This is a genomic window from Streptomyces sp. NPDC048436, assembly GCF_043200355.1.
Lineage (GTDB): Bacteria > Actinomycetota > Actinomycetes > Streptomycetales > Streptomycetaceae > Streptomyces.
The window spans coordinates 157,461-173,398 of the sequence record NZ_JBICXP010000007.1 but is presented as its reverse complement, the minus strand read 5'-3'; the positions used below and the strand labels follow the sequence as shown (position 1 = coordinate 173,398).

Sequence of the window (15,938 nt, the reverse complement as noted above, 5' to 3'; positions counted from 1 at the left end):
CCAACTTGCTTGGCCAGCCGTACACCGACGAGCTACGCCGCGATGACTTAAGGGCGTGCAGATCTTTAACTCGTGGCTTTGCGCTCGGTGGTTCGTTGGTCTGGCATGAGCGCGCCGGAGGGAAAACGGGCCGGGCTGGCAGCCAAGTTCAGGGCGATTCTGCCGCACCTCGACGAGCGGCAGCGTCGCCTGTAAATAGGGGCGGAAGCCGAGTCTCTCGGTCACGGTGGGATTAGGGCGGTCGTCCGTGCAGCCCGTGTCCGTGAAGGCGCGGTGCCTATGGCAAGCGGGAACTCGACTCCGTAGTCCCCCGTTGGGACGCATCCGGCGGTCCGGCGGCGGCCGCAAACGCGTCGTCTACCTAAACCCTGCCATTCGGGAGGCACTCCTCACGCTCGTAGGGCCCGACGTCCGCGGAGGTCCCACGTCACCGCTGCGCTGGATCACCAAATCCATCCGCAAGCTCGCCGAGCAGCTAACCCACCAAGGCCACAAGATCTCTGCGGACACGGTGGGCGACCTCCTGCGCGAGGAGGGATTCAGCCTGCAGAGCAATGCCAAGACCCTGGAAGGCAAGCAACACCCCGACAGAGACGCACAGTTCCACTACCTCAACGGGCAAGCCCGCAACCATCAGGACAGCGGGGCTCCGGTGATCAGTGTGGACACGGAGAAGAAGGAACTGGTCGGTCCCTTCAAGAACAACGGCCGGGAATGGGAGCCGAGAGGCAATCCGGTGCGGGCCGACACCCACGACTTCCCCGACCGAGAGCTGGGCAGAGCGGTGCCCTACGGCATCTACGATGTCGTCGCAAACACCGGCTGGGCCAACGTAGGCACCGATCACGACACCGCCGCGTTCGCCGTCGAATCCATCCGCCGCTGGTGGAACGGCGCCAGGCGGGCCGCCTATCCAACCGCGTCCGACTGCTGATCACCGCCGATGCGGGCGGCTCCAACGGCTACCGCACCCGCACCTGGAAGACCGAACTCGCACGGTTCGCCGCCGAGGCCGGCTTGGCGATCACCGTCTGCCACCTGCCTCCCGGAACATCGAAGTGGAACCGGATCGAGCACCGGTTGTTCTCCCACACCACCATGAACTGGCATGGAAGGCCCCTGACCATCCACGAAGTCATCATCGAGAGCATCGCCTCGACCACCACCAAGGCCGGCCTGACCGTGCACGCCGAACTCGACACCAACCCATACCCCACCGGCATTAAGGTCAGCGACGACGAGATCGACGCCCTGCCGAACACCAGGCACCGCTTCCACGGCGACTGGAACTACGGCCTCCACCCCCAGCATCCACCGGACGTGACAGCAACCACAGCACGTCAGACGAGACGCCAGCGAACACTCCGCATCGCCTCACGCTACATTCACTGCAGGATCGGGATGACCCGCCAACACTTCAGCGAGCTCATCGAAGCGCTGACTCCCGCACTGCAGGTTCAACGCGTGCGGATGCTCCGCACACGCCGCGGTCACGAGCGCCTTGTTGCCCCAGGGACAGGCGCCAAAGCCAAGCTCACCCCAGCTGACCGGAGCCTGGCCACCGTGCTCCACCCGCGCAAACTCGCCACCATAGGCCTCCTCGGCCAACTCTTCGGCGTCACCGCCATGACTATCTGCCGCGCGAAACAGGAGGTCCGCCCACTCCTGGAAGCATGCGGCCACCACATCAACGCCTCAACCGCCCGCCTCCGTACGCCAGCCGATGTCGCGACGTTCCTCACTTCCGACCCCACCCAAACCAAGGTCAAAACAGACGAGTTAAAGATCTGCACGCCCTAAATGCCTTGACCCAACCAGTCCGTGAAGGCATGGAGAGCTGAGGTACCCCTCTTGACTGGGAGACAGCCACTGGTCCGATCGCCCTCATCGGGGCAGATGCGCAGCGTGCGATGGTGCAGCGATGTGAGGCTGAGTACGAGGACATGATCAGCGACCTGCCTGGACTCGACGATGGGCGCGTCCACGCAGCTCACACCAGCTCGGGTGAGGAGCACCTCCAGGCGTACGCGTGCCTAGCGGGCGCATTCCGCTGTGTGTTCACGGGGCATGGGAGTTCGGGTTCCTCGACCTGGCCACCTGACGGCACCGCGCACCGATGAGTCAGGCCTGGACGCCACGTACGCCTTCCAGCATGCGCAGGCCACACTGGCTTCAGGGCGCTACGACATTGGCATGCGTGCCGTTGTTCTAGCTCTGCGAAACCCGGACTGGCAGGATACCGGTCACCGTCCGCTATCGAGGCGATGCGCGGCATGGTGCACCTGCGGGCTCGGTCCGCACACTATGTGCCTGGTGCCCTGGACGGGGCCAGGAGGTAGACCGTACTACCTCAGCACGGACAGTGATGGTGGATACCTGTCCAACGTCGCCGACCAGGTTGGGGATGTCCAGCTCTGTGCGGCCTCCGAACTTCTGCCCCACGCGGAGGGCCTGCTGGCAGGTACCTTCCGCACAGTCGCTGGACTGCGCTTCCTGCCCGCTCGTTTGCCCGGATCCCCCTGCGATATGTGACATGTTGCCGAAAGCATTGGGGCCCGTCTCCCCGCGTCGGATAACGCGGGCGGCTGAGCACGCTGATGGGGGAGGACAGAGCGGGGCCGTCCTGTCTCCGCGCATGCGCCATTCCGCACGCACGCACTCCCTTTCACGCGAATATGGCCGTGATTTCGGCATTCCGGGCCGCTTATCACCGGTAGGGGGCGCGCAACGTCGAACAAGCGTGTAGCTTCCGGGGGATGAGTGGGTGTGGGGCCGGGGGGCCCTCGATCCGTGGGGGATCAGTGGGGAAATGTGGGGGGATGCTCTATGGGTGTGCGGCTCATGGTGGTCGACGACCACCGACTGCTCGCCGAGGCACTCGCCTCGGCCTTGAAACTGCGCGGGCACCGGGTGCTCGCCGCGGCCGCGCCCGCGGCCGGGGCGGCGGAGCTGGTCATCAGCCGCGCCCCTGAGGTCTGCCTGCTCGGCACGGCGACGCCGGCGGAGGCCGGGATGTTCGATCCGGTCGTCAGGATCAAGCGGGAGCGCCCGCAGATCGCCGTGGTCGTGCTCGGCCCGGTGCCCAACCCGCGCGGCATCGCCGCGGCCTTCGCCGCGGGGGCCTCCGGCTACGTACGGCATGACGAGCGCATCGAGGGTGTGGAGCGCGCCATCATGAAGGCGAGAGCGGGCGAGGCGGCCATCGCCCCGCAGTTGCTCCAGGGCGCCTTCAGCGAACTGCTCAATCCGGCCGCGCAGCCCGACGACGAGGGCCAGCGGCTCCTGCAGATGCTCACGCCGCGCGAGGTCGAGGTGCTGGTGCGGGTGGCGGACGGCGAGGACACCCGGCTTATCGCCGCCGGGATGGGGATCGCGCCGAGTACGGCGCGTACGCATGTGCAGCGCGTCCTGATGAAACTGGGCGTCACCTCCCGCCTGGAGGCGGCGGCGCTGGCGGCGCGCACGGGGTTACTCGACCGCGCGGGCCCGCTCCCCGGCCCGACGTCCGCTCCGGAGGGGGACGAATAGCCCCGGCTTACGGGAGCGCCACGGTGTCGGCCGGGTGGCCCTTGAGGGTGCGTATCAGGCAGGCCAACTGGGTTGCTGGGAGCGCCAGTTCGATGGCAGGGGTGTCGCTTTCGCGGAGGCGGATGTGGTTGCCCGCGGAGGCGACTTCCACACAGGTGTTGCCCTCGCCGCCCCCGGAGAACGACGACTTCTGCCAGTGCAAGGGCCGGATCATGCTCCGTTCACAGCTCCTTCGAGAGGCGGTGAATGAAGTCCCGTGACGCGGTGGGGTCCAGGGACGCACTCTCCACCTTACGGAACAGTGTTCGAAAGTGGGTTGGGCGTACTACCTGGCGTATCTGTACGCGAAGTACGGGATCGAGCCGGTGCTGATCGTCCTGACCCAGAGCCGGTCCACGGCCCGCTGGGCTGCGCAGCCGATCCGGCTCGGCCTGAAGCAATGGCCGTCGCTCATGGTCCGGCCCCTCGTCCTCGGGCCGGACAACGTCCCGAGGATCATCGACGAGAACCAGGCCATGGAGGACCATCGAGAGCGACAGCGCGGGGATGCTCGCGCAGTTCGTGGACACGGGCCTGGTCAATCCCCAGGCGAAGGAGATCTGGAGGGACCTGATGACGCAGGTGAGCTACTTCTTCCGCCACCCCGTTGCCGAGAAAGTGCGGGAGGAGGGGCGTGAGGAGGGGCGGGAAGAAGGCCGAGAGGAAGGCCGCGCGCAAGCTCAGGCCTTGATGACTCTCCGCATCCTCGAATGGCGTGGCCTGACCGTCCCCGACTCCGTGCGTGACCGCGTCCTCGCCCGCACCGATGCCGACCAGCTCACCGCCTGGGCCGAGCGCGCCGTCCACGCGACCACGGCCACGGATCTGTTCCGTGACGACAGCAGCAGGGAAGCCCCGTAACCCGGAAGGGCCGGAGGCCATCGCCCGTAGGTGATGGACTCCGGCCCCTCTTCGGCTGGTTGCCGGTGGCTACTCGGACTCCTCCGGCGTAGGCGTAGGCGGAGCCGTAGGTCGCAGCCACAGCCAGCCGAGGAAGAAGAGACCCAGGGCGAGCATGGCGAGGCCCGTCCACAGGTTGATGTTGATGTCCTCGGCCTTCTTCATGTCGGCGTCGGACGGTGAGATTCCGGCGATCGTCACGATGACGCCGTAGACGACGAACAGGCCACCGATGATGCGCCGGATGTCGAAGAGGCGGGCCGCCGTGGCGGACTTGCGCTCCAGTTCGGAGACTTCGTTCTGCAGTTCAGACATGATTTTCCAGACCTCCGATCCGGGTCAGAGCGAGTACGGCAGGTAGCAGAGCGCGGCGAGCACGATCGCGCCCCAGCCGAGCAGCGCGGGCTTGCGGTACCAGGCGTCGTCGCCCTCGGCGGGCGGTTCCTCGATGCCCGGCGCGGTCGTCCCGTACACCAGGCCGGCCAGTTCGGCCTCCGGCTTGGGCGCGGTGAAGAGCGTGACCACGACCATCACCACGGCGCCCGCGACGAAGCCGACGATCGCCGAGACGAAGTTGGCGCCCTGGTCGGTCGGGATGTCGATGACGCCCTGCTTGTAGATCCAGAAGTAGTTGACCATCGCGGCGGTCGTGCCCGCGAGCAGGCCCCACACGCCGGACTTCATCGAGGCGCGCTTCCAGAACATGCCGATGATGAAGACCACGAACATCGGGACGTTGAAGAAGGAGAAGAGGGTCTGGAGGTAACCCATGATGTTCGAGAACGACGAGGCAATGAAGGCCGTCCCGATGGAGGCCAGGACGCCTATCGCGGTGATGAGGCGGCCGAACCTCAGGTAGTAGCCATCGGGCTTGTCCGTCTTCACGTACTTGGCCCAGATGTCGTACGTGAACACGGTGTTGAAGGACGACACGTTCGCCGCCATGCCCGCCATGAAGGCCGCGAGCAGACCGGTCACCGCGATGCCGAGCACACCGTTGGGCAGCAACTCCTGCATCAGATACGGGATCGCGTCGTTGTACGTCAGATCCGACCCCGCGGTGCCGATCTTCGGGACGAGTACGGCGGCGACCAGACCCGGGATCATCACCAGGAAGACGATGAAGATCTTCGGGAAGGCGGCGATCAGCGGCGTGCGCTGGGCGGCGCTCAGGTTCTTCGCGGACAGGGCGCGCTGCACCTCGGCGAAGTTGGTCGTCCAGTAGCCGAAGGAGAGGACGAAGCCGAGGCCGAGGATGATCGTCAGCCAGTTCGCGCCCAGCGGGTTGGCGTCACCGATGCCGGTGCCGCCCCATGCCGTCATGAAGTTCTCGCCGTGCGACTTCTCGATCGAGCCGGACAGACCGTCCCAGCCGCCGACCTTCTTCAGGCCGATGACGCAGATCGGGATCAGCGCGGCCAGGATCACGAAGAACTGGAGCACCTCGTTGTAGATCGCCGAGGAGAGCCCGCCGATCGTGATGTACGCCAGGACGAAGAACCCGGCGACGACGATCGCCACCCACTGCGGCCAGCCCAGCAGTGCCTTGACGACGATCGACAGGGCGTAGAGGTTCACGCCCGCGATGAGGATGGCGGCGAAGGCGAAGAGCGCCGAGCTGAGCAGGTGCGCCGACTTGTCGAAGCGCTGGAGCAGGAACTCGGGGACCGAGCGGACCTTGCTGCGGTAGTAGAACGGCATCATCACGAGGCCGAGGAAGACCATCGCGGGGATGGCCCCGATCCAGTACCAGTGGACGACCGCGACGCCGTACTGGGCGCCGGTCGCGGCCATGCCCAGGATCTCGGTGGCGCCGAGGTTGGCGGCCACGAACGCGAGGCCGGTGACCCAGGCGGGCAGTGAGCGGCCCGAGAGGAAGAAGTCGAGGCTGGTCTTCACGGAGCGCCGTGCGGCGAAGCCGATGCCGAGGACCACGGCGAAGTAGATCGCGAGGATCGCGTAGTCCAGGCCGTTGGTGGGCAGCCGAAGTCCCTCGGCCAGGGTCTGTGTGGGGGACTGCATGGGGAACTCGCTTCGTTGCGCGAACTGAATCAGACCGGAACCTACGCCTCCCCATTCAAGAACTGAAGACTTCTGTTGGTGTTCTTTGTTGGATTGTGATCGGACGCATAGCTGTCGGTCGGGTCACGGCTCGGGTCGCTGGTCGCGCGCAGGTCGTACTCAGGCATTGACGATGCTGTTGGCTTGTGATTTGTTATGTTCGGTTATGTTGGGTGGGTGTTGGTGAGGAGCCCCGGACGTGAAGAAGACCTCGACCCGTCTCGCAGACGGTCGTGAGCTCATCTACTACGACTCGCGCGACGACGCGGTGCGCGACGCCATCGACCGGAGGCCCCTTGACCCCATCTCCACCACATCGGAGATCCGCCGGGACCCCCTCCTGGGCGACGCGGTGGCCATCGCCTCGCACCGGCAGGGCCGCACCTACCACCCGCCGGCCGACGAGTGCCCGCTCTGCCCCTCCGATGGCGAGAGGCTGAGCGAGGTCCCCGACTCCTCGTACGACGTGGCGGTCTTCGAGAACCGCTTCCCGTCCCTGGCCGGGGATGCGGGACGCTGCGAGGTCGTCTGCTTCACCTCCGACCACGACTCGTCCTTCGCCGACCTCACGCCCCAGCAGGCGGGCCTGGTCCTCGACGCCTGGACGGACCGCACCGCCGAGCTGTCCCACCTGCCCTCCGTGGAGCAGGTGTTCTGCTTCGAGAACCGCGGCGCCGAGATCGGCGTGACCCTGGGTCACCCGCACGGGCAGATCTACGCCTACCCCTTCGTCACCCCGCGTACGTCCCTGATGCTGGCCTCGCTCGCCGCCCACAAGGAGGCGACGGGCCACAACCTCTTCGACGACATCGTGGCCGACGAGCTCGCGGGCGAGCGGGTGGTCCTGGACGCCGAGCACTGGGTGGCGTTCGTCCCCTACGCCGCGCACTGGCCCTACGAGGTGCACCTCTACCCCAAGCGCCGCGTCCCCGACCTGCTCGGACTCGACGAAGCCGCACGCACAGAGTTCCCCCAGGTCTATCTGGAACTCTTGAAGCGCTTCGACCGGATCTTCGGCGAGGGGGAGACACAAGGGGAGGCGCTCACTCCGTACATCTCGGCGTGGCACCAGGCACCTTTCGGCACGCTGGATGGACATGACGGCGTCAATCGGGACGACTTCGCACTCCACCTCGAGCTTTTCACCATTCGCCGCACTTCGGGCAAGCTGAAGTTTCTCGCGGGTTCCGAATCCGGCATGAGCGTGTTCATCAACGACGTGCCGCCGGAAGCCGCGGCCCAGCGACTGCGAGAGGTAGCGAGTTCATGAGCGGTAAGTACCTGGTCACCGGTGGCGCGGGCTATGTGGGAAGCGTGGTGGCCCAGCATCTGATCGAGGCCGGGCACGAGGTGACCGTCCTCGACAACCTCTCCACCGGCTTCCGCGAGGGCGTCCCGGCCGGCGCGAAGTTCATCGAGGGCGACATCCGCGATGCCGCCAAGTGGCTGGACTCCTCCTACGACGCCGTGTTGCACTTCGCCGCCTTCTCGCAGGTCGGCGAGTCCGTCGTCAAGCCCGAGAAGTACTGGGACAACAACGTCGGCGGCACGATGGCGCTGCTCGCCGCCATGCGCGACGCGGAGGTCCGCAGGCTCGTCTTCTCCTCCACCGCCGCGACCTACGGCGAACCCGTCAGCTCCCCCATCACGGAGAGCGACCCGACCGCCCCGACATCCCCGTACGGCGCCTCCAAGCTCGCCGTCGACCACATGATCACCGGCGAGGCGGCGGCCCACGGCCTGGCCGCGGTCTCCCTGCGCTACTTCAACGTGGCGGGGGCGTACGGCGAGCATGGAGAGCGGCACGACCCCGAGTCGCACCTGATCCCGCTGGTCCTCCAGGTGGCCCAGGGCAAGCGCGAGGCGATCTCCGTGTTCGGCGACGACTACCCGACCCCGGACGGAACCTGCGTCCGCGACTACATCCACGTCGCGGACCTCGCGCAGGCGCACCTCCTGGCGGTCGAGGCGGCCACGCCCGGCGAGCACCTCATCTGCAACCTCGGCAACGGCAACGGCTTCTCCGTACGCGAAGTCATCGAAACCGTCCGCCAGGTCACCGGCCACCCGATCCCCGAGGTCATGGCCCCGCGCCGCGGCGGCGACCCGGCGGTCCTCGTCGCCTCCGCCGCCACCGCGCGGGAACGGCTCGGCTGGAATCCGTCCCGCGCGGACCTCGCGGGCATCGTCGGCGACGCGTGGGCCTTCGCCCAGCGCTGATCTCAGGGACAAGGGGCAACTGATGGACGTAGCACGGCAGTTCACGGAGCTGTACGGATACGAGCCGGACGGGGTCTGGTCGGCGCCCGGCCGGGTCAACCTCATCGGCGAGTACACGGACTTCAACGAGGGCTTCGTGATGCCGCTCGCACTGCCGCACACCGCGGTGGCGGCGGTGGCGCGCCGCACCGACGGCGTCCTGCGGCTGCACTCCGCGGACATCGACGCACCGGTCGCCGAGCTGCGCGTCGACGAGCTGACCCCCTTGTCGAAATACGGGCAGGGCGGCTGGGCCGCCTACCCGGCGGGCGTGGTGTGGGCGCTGCGGGACGCGGGACACGCGGTGTCCGGCGGCGCCGATGTCCACCTCGCCTCGACGGTGCCCACGGGTGCGGGCCTCTCCTCGTCCGCCGCCCTTGAGGTCGTCATGGCGCTCGCCCTGAACGACCTGTACGAACTCGGTCTGACGAAGCCAGAGTTGGCCGTGCTGGCCCAGCGCGCCGAGAACGCCTTCGTCGGCGTCCCCTGCGGCGTAATGGACCAGATGGCGTCGGCGTGCGCCACCGAAGGCCACGCCCTGCACCTGGACTGCCGCGACCTGTCGCTGCGCCAGGTGCCCTTCGACCTCGCCGCGCAGGGACTGCGGCTCCTGGTGGTCGACACGCGGGTCAAGCACGAGCTGGGCGACGGGGCGTACGCCGAGCGGCGGGCCGGCTGCGAGGAGGGAGCGCGGATACTCGGCGTCTCCCACCTCCGGGATGTCGCGTACGCCGAACTCCCGGACGCGCTGCGGAAGTTGACGGACGAGAAGGTCCACCGCTACGTCCGCCACGTCGTCTCCGACGACCACCGCGTGGAGCAGGTCATCGGTCTCCTCGACGCGGGCGACGCACGCGCCATCGGCCCCGTCCTGACCGAGGGCCACGCCTCGCTCCGGGACGACCTGCGCATCTCCTGCGAGGAGCTGGACCTGGTCGTCTCCACCGCGAACGCCTCCGGGGCGCTCGGCTCCCGGATGACGGGCGGCGGCTTCGGCGGCTCCGCGATCGTCCTGGTGGAGGAGGCGGATGCGGAGACGGTCACCAAGGCGGTGCGGGAGGCGTTCACGGCGGCGGGCTTCACGGCACCGCGGGTGTTCGCGGCGGTGCCTTCGGCGGGGGCGCGGCGCTTGGCGTGAGGGCGCCCGGATGGCTCGTGGGGGTGCCTGCTCGTGGGGGTGCCTGCTTGTGGGGCGCCGGTCAGGCCAGCCGCTTCGTCAGGGTGAACTCCTTGGCGCCTTCCGGGTAGTCCGGGATGACGGACACCACCTCGTATCCCTGCCCGCGGTAGAACCCGGGTGCCTGGAAGTCCCATGTCTCCACACGGGAGTTGAGGCAGTCCCGCTCCACCCGTGCGATGCGCTCCGCCTCGGCGAGCAGCCGGCTGCCCAGGCCCGCGCCCCGGGCGGCCCCGTCGACCCAGAGGTGGTCCACGTGGAGCCAGCGTCCCCAGGTGTGCCCGGCAAGTCCCCCCACGAGCTGTCCGCCACCCGACATCACCCAGACTGCCAGCGGTATTTCACGGTCCTGCGGGGTGCCGCGCAGTGTGCGGATCACGGGTGAGGCCGCTTCATTCGACTCCTGGAGCCGGGTCAGCAACAGAGCGAAGCGTTCTTTGTCGACTCCTGTCTCAATATGAAACATACGACTCACCATAAACGCGCTGGCCAACCAGTTCTGTAAATCACCTTCCGCTCCTGCCGTGCGGCCCTACTCTGAGTGGCAGTGCCGGTGGGGGCCGGCACCGATCAGGGGGCGAGACAGTCGGGTACGACGCCCGGCGTGGGGGTGGCGGTCACAGCACGGCGGCGGCCGGGCGGCTGCGTCGACCCCCGTTCCGGGCGCCGTACCCGCACCGTTCGCCTTCCGGCGATGGGGTATCCCCTGCTCTCCGACGAGAGCCTGGGGGAGGGGGTTTCAGTGGTTCGCATCCGAGTCCTGGTCGTTGACGACCACCGCATCTTCGCCGAGTCGCTCGCCGCGGCACTCGCGGCGGAGCCCGACGTGGACGTGTCCGCCGCGGGCAGCGGTCCCGCCGCGCTGCGCTGCCTCGAGCGGGGCATAGCCGAGGGCCGCAGGTACGACGTGCTGCTGGTCGACGCCGACCTGGGCGCGACCGCCAGCGTGCCGGGCGTCAGGCCCGCGCCTTCCGTGCAGGAGGGCAACGCGGACGGCCTGGTGGACGGCATCTCCCTGGTGGCCGGGGTCCGTTCGGGCCAGCCGATGGTCCGCACGGTCGTGCTCGCCGAGCGGGACGACCCGCGCAGGGCCGCACTCGCGCTGCAGGCCGGTGCGTCGGGGTGGGTCGCCAAGGACTGCTCCTTGTCCCGGCTCCTCACGGTCATACGAGGCGTGCTGCGGGAAGAGACACACCTGCCGCCCGCCCTGCTCACCGGCGTCCTGCGCGAGCTGACCGCGGCCCGTAAGCACCGCACGGAGTCCGAGCGCCTGGTGGAGTCCCTGACCCCGCGCGAGCGCGAGGTGCTGCGCTGCATGGTGGCGGGGCTGGGCAGGAAGGCCGTGGCCGAGCGTCTCTTCCTCTCCCCGCACACCGTGCGTACGCACATGCAGAACGTGCTGGGGAAACTCGGCGTCCACTCCACGCTCGCGGCCGTCGCACTGGCCCGCAGGGCGGGGGTCGGCCCGGTCGACCTAGCCGGGGATGTTGTCGAACGGGGCGGTCAACTGGCGTAGCAGCCCGGCCAGTTCCCCCCGCTGGCCGCGCGAGAGTTCGGCGAGGATGGCCCGCTCCTGCTTGAGGAGCCCGGCCAGGGCCTGGTCCGCGCGGTCCTGCCCCTCCTCGGTCAGCCGCACGAGCACGCCGCGCCGGTCGCTCGGGTCCGGGAGCCGCTCGACGAGGCCCTTCTTCGCGAGGCGGTCGATGCGGTTGGTCATCGTGCCGGAGGTGACGAGGGTCTGGGTGAGCAGCTGGCCGGGGGAGAGCTGATAGGGCGCTCCCGCGCGCCGCAGGGACGTCAGTACGTCGAACTCCCACGGCTCCAGATTGTGCTCGGAGAAGGCGAGCCTGCGGGCCCGGTCCAGGTGCCGCGCGAGCCTGCTGACACGGCTGAGCACCTCGAGCGGTTCCACGTCGAGGTCCGGGCGCTCACGGCGCCACGCTGCCACCAGCCGATCGACCTCGTCCTCCATGACGATCAGTGTAGGGGGTCTGTCGACATGAAGTCTCTTGACGTCAAGATACCTCGGAGTTCAGGATGGCGACACCGGACGTTTCGAGGAGGCCCTTCATGCCCGCAGCCGACACCACCACCTGGGACCCGCGGCAGTACCTGCGCCATTCAGGCCACCGCGCCCGCCCCTTCGTCGACCTGCTGGCCCGCGTCCCCGAGCTGCCCGCCACCGACGACCGCCCGCCGCGCATCGCTGACCTGGGCTGCGGCCCCGGCAACGTCACGCGCCTCCTCGCCGAACGCTGGCCCACCGCGCACATCACGGGCTTCGACAACTCCCCGGACATGCTGGAGCGGGCCTCGGGGCTTGCGGGCCCCACGGCGGGAGGCGGCAGCCTGGAGTTCGCCTCCGCGGACGCGGGGAGCTGGGCGCCGCCTGCGGGAACGTACGACCTGATCCTGTCCAACGCGACCCTGCAGTGGGTGCCGGGCCACCCGGACTCCTTCCCCGCCTGGACAGCGGCGCTGACCCCCGGCGGCACCTTCGCCTTCCAGGTCCCCGGCAACTTCGACGCCCCCAGCCACGTCCTGATGCGGGAGCTGAGCGAGTCCGAGCGGTGGCGGGACCGGCTCGCCGGGCGGCTCCGCCACGCGGACGCGGTGCTCTCCCCGACGGCGTACCTGGAGCGGCTGGCGTCGCTCGGCTGCGAGGTGGACGCCTGGGAGACGACGTATCTGCACCTCCTGGAGGGGCAGGACCCGGTCCTGGACTGGGTGAAGGGAACGGGCCTGCGCCCGGTGCTGACCGCCCTGGCGGGCGAGCCCACCGAAGTGAGGGAGGCGTTCCTGTCCGAGTACCGGGACCTGCTGCGCAAGGCGTACCCGCGGACTGCCCACGGCACGGTCTTCCCCTTCCGCAGGGTGTTCGCGGTGGCCCGGAAGCCGGCCTGATGCTGGTGGCCGTCGACCACGTCCAGCTGGCGGCTCCGCCGGGGAGCGAGGCGCTGCTGCGGGCCTACTACGTCGACGTACTCGGCATGACGGAGATCCCCAAGCCGCCGGTGCTGGCGGCGCGGGGCGGGTGCTGGTTCCGGGCGGGGGCGGTCTCGCTGCACCTGGGCATCGAGACCGCCTTCCGCCCAGCCCGCAAGGCGCACCCTGGGCTGCGGGTGCGGGACATTTCCGTGTACGCCGAACGGCTGGCCTCGCGGGGCGCGTCCGTGGTCTGGGACGACGCGCTTCCGGGGCACCGCCGCTTCTACTCCGACGACCCGGTGGGCAACCGACTGGAGTTCCTGGAGCCGGAACCACTGGCCTGAGCTCGCACTTTCGAGTGATCGCTGCATATTCGCTCTCACCGGGATGCCGCGCGCCCTAGCGTCCCGGTGTCGCTTGTGCCGCAGTGGTGCCCGCGCCCACACTGATGGAGGAGGTGCTGCACGATGACCGCTCTCGCACATGAGGTGACCCCCGTGGTGAACAACCCGGTACCCGACTTGGACGAGGTCCTGTGGCAGGCGTGGAAGGCCATGGATCTCCCCGACGGCTACCGCGCCGAGATCATCGAGGGAGCCATCGAGGTGTCGCCCACCGGTCGCCGTCGTCATGCCGTGCTCATCAGCCGACTCCGCCGGGCGTTGGACGCCCACCTGGTCGGCGGTGACTACGTCGCGCATCAGGACGCCAACGTGATCCATCACCGCAAGGTCTGGATTCCGGACATCTTCGTGGCCCCCGAAGACCTCGACGAGATCCCCGACGAGGAAGACCTCGGCGTGGACGCCGCCGGAGTATCCATGGTCATCGAGGTCGTCTCTCCGGGCCGCCGCAGTAAGCGGCGCGAGTACGCCCGCGCGGGCATCCCCGTCTACGTGATCGTCGACGACTTCGACGAGGAAGGCGTCGTTCTCGTGCTGACCGCGCCCAACCCCAAGAAGGCGACGTACGAGGACGAGCACCGCGTCACATACGGCACCGAAGTCGTCGTCCCGAGCGGTCCCGCCAAGGGTTTCGCCATCGGCGAGGCCATCACCCGGAGCTGAGCGGCGTCAGCTCTTCCTGTGGCCTATCAGCCGCGGCTTCGGCTCAAGGCCGTCCAGGCCGTGCCACGCCAGGTTCACCAAATGCGCCGCCACCTCCGCCTTCTTCGGCTTGCGGACGTCCAGCCACCACTGGCCCGTCAGCGCCACCATGCCGACCAGCGCCTGGGCGTACAGCGGGGCCAGCTTCTGGTCGAAGCCCCGGGTCTTGAACTCCTGGCCCAGGATGTCCTCCACCTGCGTCGCGATGTCGGAGATCAGGGAAGCGAACGTGCCCGTGGACTGCGCCACCGGGGAGTCGCGGACCAGGATGCGGAAGCCGTCCGTGTACGTCTCGATGTAGTCGAGGAGAGCGAACGCCGCCTGTTCGAGGAGCTCGCGCGGATGCCCCGCCGTCAGCGCACCGGTGACCCCGTCGAGGAGCGCCCGCATCTCGCGGTCCACCACCACCGCGTACAGACCCTCCTTGCCGCCGAAGTGCTCGTACACGACCGGCTTGGAGACACCCGCCTTCGCGGCGATCTCCTCCACCGACGTGCCCTCGAACCCCTTCGCGGCGAAGAGCGTACGGCCGATGTCCAGCAACTGCTCCCGGCGCTCGGCACCCGTCATCCTCGTACGGCGCGTACGCCGGGGCTGCTTCTCTTTGCTGGAGGGGCTGGAAGGGCTGGAATTTCCGGAGTCGGTCGCCACGTCGTCAATCATGCCGGGCCGACGGTCTTCTGCTTCCGCCGGGCGTCGATACGCGACTCCGAGGGCCAGCGCACATCCGTCGCCCAGCCCAGCTGCTCGCACCAGCGGATGATCCGCGCCGACGAGTCGACCTGGCCCCTGAGCACCCCGTGCCGCGCCGACGTCGGGTCCGCGTGGTGGAGGTTGTGCCAGGACTCACCGCAGGACAGGACCGCCAGCCACCACACGTTGCCCGAGCGGTCACGTGACTTGAAGGGACGTTTGCCCACCGCGTGACAGATCGAGTTGATCGACCACGTCACGTGGTGCAGCAGCGCCACCCGGACCAGCGAACCCCAGAAGAACGCCGTGAAAGCGCCCCACCACGACATCGTCACCAGACCGCCCACCAGCGGCGGAATCGCAAGCGACACCACCGTCCAGAGCAGGAACTGGCGCGAGACGAGACGGATCGCTGGGTCCTTGATCAGGTCCGGCGCGTACTTCTCCTGCGACGTCTGCTCCTCATCGAACATCCAGGCGATGTGCGCCCACCACAGGCCCTTCATCAGGGCCGGGACCGTCTCGCCGAAGCGCCAAGGGGAGTGCGGGTCGCCCTCCGCGTCGGAGAACTTGTGGTGCTTGCGATGATCCGCGACCCAGCGGACCAGCGGGCCCTCCACCGCCATCGACCCCGCCACGGCCAGCGCGATCCGCAGCGGACGCTTCGCCTTGAAGGAACCATGCGTGAAATAGCGGTGGAAACCGATCGTGATGCCGTGGCAGCCCAGGTAGTACATGAACACCAGGAGACCGAGGTCCAGCCAGCTCACCCCCCAGCCCCAGGCCAGCGGCACCGCCCCGGCCAGGGCCAGGAACGGCACGGTGATGAACAGGAGCAGCGTGATCTGCTCGAGCGACCGCTTCTGCTCACCACCCAGCGTCGCGGACGGCGCGGAGGACGCCGAGGAGGAGTCACTCGACTGCCCCGGAGCGTCGTCGATCACATCGGTGTCGGAGTACGCATCGGAAGGTGTGGTCATGGGCACGTCCCCTGTGGGGTCGAGGGTTGAGGGTCACGACGCGGCTGCGGCGGGCGCACGGCCACGGGCTTCCGCGTTTTCTACGGTCCCGTAACCTACGGCGTCGTAAGTATGTCAGCGCGGAACCGCGCGGCAAGAGGCCGCGAGTACGTGCCGCGCGGTGACACTTATCCTTGGAAACGGTCGGACAGCGCGGTCCGCTCTCTCTAGTTCCCTCAGATCGGCGTTCCTATCCGGCTGAGGCCCCTCCCAGACCTGACGTGCTTC

The 15,938-nt window shown here is 68.4% G+C and carries 15 protein-coding genes and 3 pseudogenes; 10 read left to right on the top strand and 8 right to left on the bottom strand.

All coding sequences use genetic code 11. The annotated features are described in order from the left end of the window. Positions 1–195 precede the first annotated feature (195 nt). Positions 196–1,800, top strand: a pseudogene (locus tag ACGFX9_RS24555) (ISAzo13 family transposase). A gap of 1,026 nt (positions 1,801–2,826) precedes the next feature. Further along, entirely contained in the window at positions 2,827–3,528 is a 702-nt protein-coding gene (locus ACGFX9_RS24550) for a LuxR C-terminal-related transcriptional regulator (protein ID WP_393475787.1), read from the top strand. 7 nt (positions 3,529–3,535) lie between these two features. On the opposite strand, the gene ACGFX9_RS24545 is transcribed toward ACGFX9_RS24550, so the two are convergent. Both ACGFX9_RS24545 and ACGFX9_RS24540 read right to left on the bottom strand, forming a co-directional pair. Further along, positions 3,536–3,742 carry a DUF397 domain-containing protein gene (locus ACGFX9_RS24545; RefSeq protein ID WP_393475784.1) on the bottom strand — a complete coding sequence of 69 codons (207 nt, stop codon included), beginning with the start codon at positions 3,740–3,742 and terminating at the stop codon, positions 3,536–3,538. 7 nt (positions 3,743–3,749) lie between these two features. Next, positions 3,750–3,839: pseudogene (locus ACGFX9_RS24540) on the bottom strand (transcriptional regulator); the annotation flags it as partial. A gap of 6 nt (positions 3,840–3,845) precedes the next feature. Here ACGFX9_RS24540 and ACGFX9_RS24535 point away from each other — a divergent pair. Further along, positions 3,846–4,428, top strand: a pseudogene (locus ACGFX9_RS24535) (hypothetical protein); the annotation flags it as partial. A gap of 69 nt (positions 4,429–4,497) precedes the next feature. Here the strand turns inward: ACGFX9_RS24535 and ACGFX9_RS24530 are convergent. Both ACGFX9_RS24530 and ACGFX9_RS24525 read right to left on the bottom strand, forming a co-directional pair. Then, positions 4,498–4,782: a hypothetical protein gene (locus ACGFX9_RS24530; protein ID WP_393475781.1), complete on the bottom strand. Its 285-nt coding sequence runs from the start codon at positions 4,780–4,782 to the stop codon at positions 4,498–4,500. A 24-nt stretch (positions 4,783–4,806) separates the two neighbouring features. Next, positions 4,807–6,489 (bottom strand): sodium:solute symporter family protein, encoded by a 1,683-nt coding sequence (locus tag ACGFX9_RS24525; protein WP_393475778.1) that lies wholly within the window; start codon positions 6,487–6,489, stop codon positions 4,807–4,809. Positions 6,490–6,727: 238 nt separating this feature from the next. Between ACGFX9_RS24525 and galT the strand changes: the two genes are divergently transcribed. The 3 genes from galT to galK are packed head-to-tail and all read left to right on the top strand — an operon-like array spanning position 6,728 to position 9,925. Further along, positions 6,728–7,798 (top strand): galactose-1-phosphate uridylyltransferase, encoded by a 1,071-nt coding sequence (galT, locus tag ACGFX9_RS24520; RefSeq protein WP_393475775.1) that lies wholly within the window; start codon positions 6,728–6,730, stop codon positions 7,796–7,798. Then, positions 7,795–8,748 carry a UDP-glucose 4-epimerase GalE gene (galE, locus tag ACGFX9_RS24515; RefSeq protein WP_393475772.1) on the top strand — a complete coding sequence of 318 codons (954 nt, stop codon included), beginning with the start codon at positions 7,795–7,797 and terminating at the stop codon, positions 8,746–8,748. Before galT ends, galE begins: the two co-directional genes overlap by 4 nt. 22 nt (positions 8,749–8,770) lie before the next feature. Next, a complete protein-coding gene (galK, locus tag ACGFX9_RS24510; protein WP_393475769.1) occupies positions 8,771–9,925 on the top strand; it encodes a galactokinase in 1,155 nt (384 codons plus the stop codon). Positions 9,926–9,986: 61 nt separating this feature from the next. Here the strand turns inward: galK and ACGFX9_RS24505 are convergent, their stop codons facing one another. Next, positions 9,987–10,442 carry a GNAT family N-acetyltransferase gene (locus tag ACGFX9_RS24505; RefSeq protein ID WP_393476574.1) on the bottom strand — a complete coding sequence of 152 codons (456 nt, stop codon included), beginning with the start codon at positions 10,440–10,442 and terminating at the stop codon, positions 9,987–9,989. Positions 10,443–10,706: 264 nt separating this feature from the next. Here ACGFX9_RS24505 and ACGFX9_RS24500 point away from each other — a divergent pair, with 264 nt between their 5' ends. Then, positions 10,707–11,480, top strand: coding sequence for a LuxR C-terminal-related transcriptional regulator (locus ACGFX9_RS24500; protein ID WP_393475767.1), 774 nt, complete (start codon positions 10,707–10,709; stop codon positions 11,478–11,480). On the opposite strand, the gene ACGFX9_RS24495 is transcribed toward ACGFX9_RS24500, so the two are convergent. After that, positions 11,439–11,936 (bottom strand): MarR family winged helix-turn-helix transcriptional regulator, encoded by a 498-nt coding sequence (locus ACGFX9_RS24495; RefSeq protein WP_160505514.1) that lies wholly within the window; start codon positions 11,934–11,936, stop codon positions 11,439–11,441. The two genes, ACGFX9_RS24500 and ACGFX9_RS24495, sit on opposite strands and share 42 nt — an antisense overlap. 98 nt (positions 11,937–12,034) lie before the next feature. Between ACGFX9_RS24495 and ACGFX9_RS24490 the strand changes: the two genes are divergently transcribed. From ACGFX9_RS24490 to ACGFX9_RS24480, 3 genes are all read left to right on the top strand, one after another. Continuing rightward, positions 12,035–12,868, top strand: coding sequence for a trans-aconitate 2-methyltransferase (locus ACGFX9_RS24490; RefSeq protein WP_393475764.1), 834 nt, complete (start codon positions 12,035–12,037; stop codon positions 12,866–12,868). Continuing rightward, positions 12,868–13,236, top strand: coding sequence for a glyoxalase (locus ACGFX9_RS24485; protein WP_393475761.1), 369 nt, complete (start codon positions 12,868–12,870; stop codon positions 13,234–13,236). The genes ACGFX9_RS24490 and ACGFX9_RS24485 overlap by 1 nt, the downstream gene beginning before the upstream one ends. Before the next feature lie 123 nt (positions 13,237–13,359). Next, positions 13,360–13,959 (top strand): Uma2 family endonuclease, encoded by a 600-nt coding sequence (locus tag ACGFX9_RS24480; RefSeq protein ID WP_393475758.1) that lies wholly within the window; start codon positions 13,360–13,362, stop codon positions 13,957–13,959. Positions 13,960–13,965: 6 nt separating this feature from the next. Here the strand turns inward: ACGFX9_RS24480 and ACGFX9_RS24475 are convergent, their stop codons facing one another. Together ACGFX9_RS24475 and ACGFX9_RS24470 are read right to left on the bottom strand one after the other, a co-directional pair. Further along, entirely contained in the window at positions 13,966–14,661 is a 696-nt protein-coding gene (locus ACGFX9_RS24475; RefSeq protein ID WP_393475755.1) for a TetR/AcrR family transcriptional regulator, read from the bottom strand. After that, positions 14,658–15,671, bottom strand: a complete 1,014-nt coding sequence (locus ACGFX9_RS24470; RefSeq protein WP_393475752.1) for an acyl-CoA desaturase — start codon at positions 15,669–15,671, stop codon at positions 14,658–14,660. Before ACGFX9_RS24470 ends, ACGFX9_RS24475 begins: the two co-directional genes overlap by 4 nt. Between the last annotated feature and the right edge of the window lie 267 nt (positions 15,672–15,938).